Origin of the sequence: Actibacterium naphthalenivorans (assembly GCF_014196965.1) — a bacterium.
Classification (GTDB): Bacteria; Pseudomonadota; Alphaproteobacteria; order Rhodobacterales; family Rhodobacteraceae; genus Actibacterium_A; species Actibacterium_A naphthalenivorans.
In genome coordinates this window covers 1-2,356 of record NZ_JACIEQ010000039.1, presented here as the reverse complement: position 1 = coordinate 2,356, position 2,356 = coordinate 1, and the positions used below count along the sequence as shown (strand labels likewise).

Here is a 2,356-nt window from a genome sequence, read left to right as displayed (position 1 = left end):
CCTCTAAAGGGCACGTGGCGCGGGATGGAGCAGCCCGGTAGCTCGTCAGGCTCATAACCTGAAGGTCGCAGGTTCAAATCCTGCTCCCGCAACCAAATTATACCGCATTATCAAATGCTTGAACGCCGCCCTCCGGGGCGGCGTTCGCGTTTCCAACATCCGTGGAAGCACTGTGGAAGCAAGAGGGGCCGAAGTTCTTCATATCGCTGCGTGAATCGGTGCCTGCGATGACTGTTGCTTCCAGTGCCGCTCGATCGGGATCATCGCATCGATGCCGGCCGGGATCCCGCTGCCAAAGGCGAGCTCTCGAACATCGACCGCGACGACATCCAGTACCGGCCGCTCTTCGGTCATGAGCACGAACTCGGTGATCCTTCCAGGCGGGCAGTCCCTCGAGGCCGGGTAAACGAGCGCGAGTCGCTTGCAGCGGTAGCGACTGGCGTAGGCGTTCATCTGATACGCGTCGCCGCTCGAGACGCCGGAGTTTGCTTCGCCGAGATCGAGGCGCTTCCATTTTGCATCGAGAATGGCAACGGTCTCAACTTCGCTCTGAATGGTGATGTCGGGGCGCAGCTGGAAGCCCGCCGTCGCGAGGTTCTTCACAGGGCTCTGAATTCCGACAGAAAGGCGAGCCCCGGCCTGCACCTGGCAAGCATGCCGGATGCGCAGTCCGAGTACCGTCTCGAAAAGCTTTTCCATGTTGAACAGCAGAGCGGAACCAGCTGCGTCGCCGATGCGAACATCCGGATAGAGGCCTGTCAGCAGCCAGCGGGCCCGCGCAAACACCGGCTCTCAGTGTCGGATGGTGCGATCGAACCGCAGGGCACCGACGTCGCGAGCCCTGACCCTGCGATCGGGCACCTCGTCAAAGCGATGGAGGAACGCCGCCACCATCGCGCGGGTCCTCGGGCTCAGCGCGAATTCGAGTAGGATTCGCAGGACGCCCTTCAGCGTCTGATTGTAGGCGTTGTCGATGCTGCGCTCGTCGAAACGACAGAGCAGATGAGAACGATCGAAGGCGTTCGCGCGCAGGTGCTCGGTCAGCTCGAGTCGTCCGCGGATGGCATTGAGGTTCTCCGTCCTCTCCGAGTACCGGGCAATCGGTGTGGATGCGCTTGTCAACTTCGACCAGCGTGATCAGCTCGCCGAAGACGTTGGCGACGTTTCCGCGATTGATCTCGTCGATGAAGAGGGCGAACCGCTTGACGTTGCCACCTTCGACGGCCGCCCGTGGCGCGGCGCGGTGGACATCGTCACTGCGGGCTATCCGTGCCAACCGTTTTCGGTCGCGGGCAAGCGCCGGGGCGCGGACGACCCGCGCCACCTCGGGCTGATCGAACCGCGCGTGGAGGCGCTGATCGCGGCGACGGGGATCGACTTTCGCATTGGCGGCAACCGGGCCTTCTACGTGCCGGCCCATGACTATGTGCAGGTGCCGCCGCCGCAGGCCTATTTCGAGCCAATCAACTGGCACCGCACCGCCCTGCACGAACTCGGTCACGCCAGCGGCGCTCCCCATCGGCTCAACCGCGATCTCTCCGGCTCGTTCGGCTCGAAGAAATACGCGTTCGAGGAGCTGATCGCCGAGATCAACGCCGCCTTTTGCTGCGCCTCGCTCGGCATCACGCCGACCGTCCGGCACGCCGATTACATCGGCTCCTGGCTCGAGGTCCTGCGCGAGGACAATCGCGCCATCGTCCGCGCCGCCAGCCAGGCGAGCAAGGCCGCCGACTGGCTCTTGGCCTTCGCCCCGGATGATGCCGATCAGACGAGCCGGGTTGAACCTGCTTGCGACAGGAGAGTGGCATGATCCTCTTGACCGACGATTTGCGCGACCGGCTGCTGGCCAATGGGCGGCAGAGCGATGTCGACCATGTGCCGGTGGTGAAATTCTTCAATCCCGTCGGCGCGGGCACCTGGCTCATCACCGAAATGGAGCCGGACGGCGACACGCTGTTTGGGCTCGCCGATCTCGGCTTCGGCTGTCCCGAGATGGGCTCGTGCAGCCTCGCGGAGTTCAGGTCGATCTCTCTGCCCTTCGGTCTTGGCATCGAGCGGGACATCCTCTTCGAGGGGCTATTTCCGCTGTCGGTCTATGCCGAAGCGGCCCGGCTAGCGGGCAGCATCGTAGAAAGCGAGCGATTGCTCAGGGCCGCCGCGGCGTCACTGCGAAACAGGCAGTAGAATTCCCACGCCATCGGCGTGGCGCTCTCACTCCGGATCAGGAGAGTGAGAGGGCTGCGCCTTTTTCCGTGACGGGTTTGACCTTCTCGCGAACAGGTTCCGGGATACGATTCCAGACCCGCGACGGCCTGGGGCTGCGATCTTCCAAGGCTTCGGGGCCGCCCGACAGATA

General features: G+C 63.6%; 2 protein-coding genes, 1 tRNA gene and 1 pseudogene. 3 read left to right on the top strand and 1 reads right to left on the bottom strand.

From position 1 onward, the window contains the following. Positions 1-18 precede the first annotated feature (18 nt). Positions 19-95: transfer RNA gene (locus GGR17_RS20120), tRNA-Met, on the top strand. A 103-nt stretch (positions 96-198) separates the two neighbouring features. Here GGR17_RS20120 and GGR17_RS20455 read toward each other — a convergent pair. Further along, a pseudogene (locus tag GGR17_RS20455) lies at positions 199-1,122 on the bottom strand (McrC family protein). Here GGR17_RS20455 and GGR17_RS20110 point away from each other — a divergent pair. Next, positions 1,106-1,810 (top strand): zincin-like metallopeptidase domain-containing protein, encoded by a 705-nt coding sequence (locus tag GGR17_RS20110; RefSeq protein ID WP_162231837.1) that lies wholly within the window; start codon positions 1,106-1,108, stop codon positions 1,808-1,810. The pseudogene GGR17_RS20455 and the gene GGR17_RS20110 overlap by 17 nt on opposite strands. Next, positions 1,807-2,184, top strand: coding sequence for a DUF2958 domain-containing protein (locus GGR17_RS20105; protein ID WP_054540082.1), 378 nt, complete (start codon positions 1,807-1,809; stop codon positions 2,182-2,184). The genes GGR17_RS20110 and GGR17_RS20105 overlap by 4 nt, the downstream gene beginning before the upstream one ends. Positions 2,185-2,356: the final 172 nt, after the last annotated feature.

Bases quoted from the DNA above. Each gene is read 5' to 3' on its own strand.
- GGR17_RS20105 (WP_054540082.1), top strand. From the start codon at position 1,807: ATGATCCTCTTGACCGACGATTTGCGCGACCGGCTGCTGGCCAATGGG.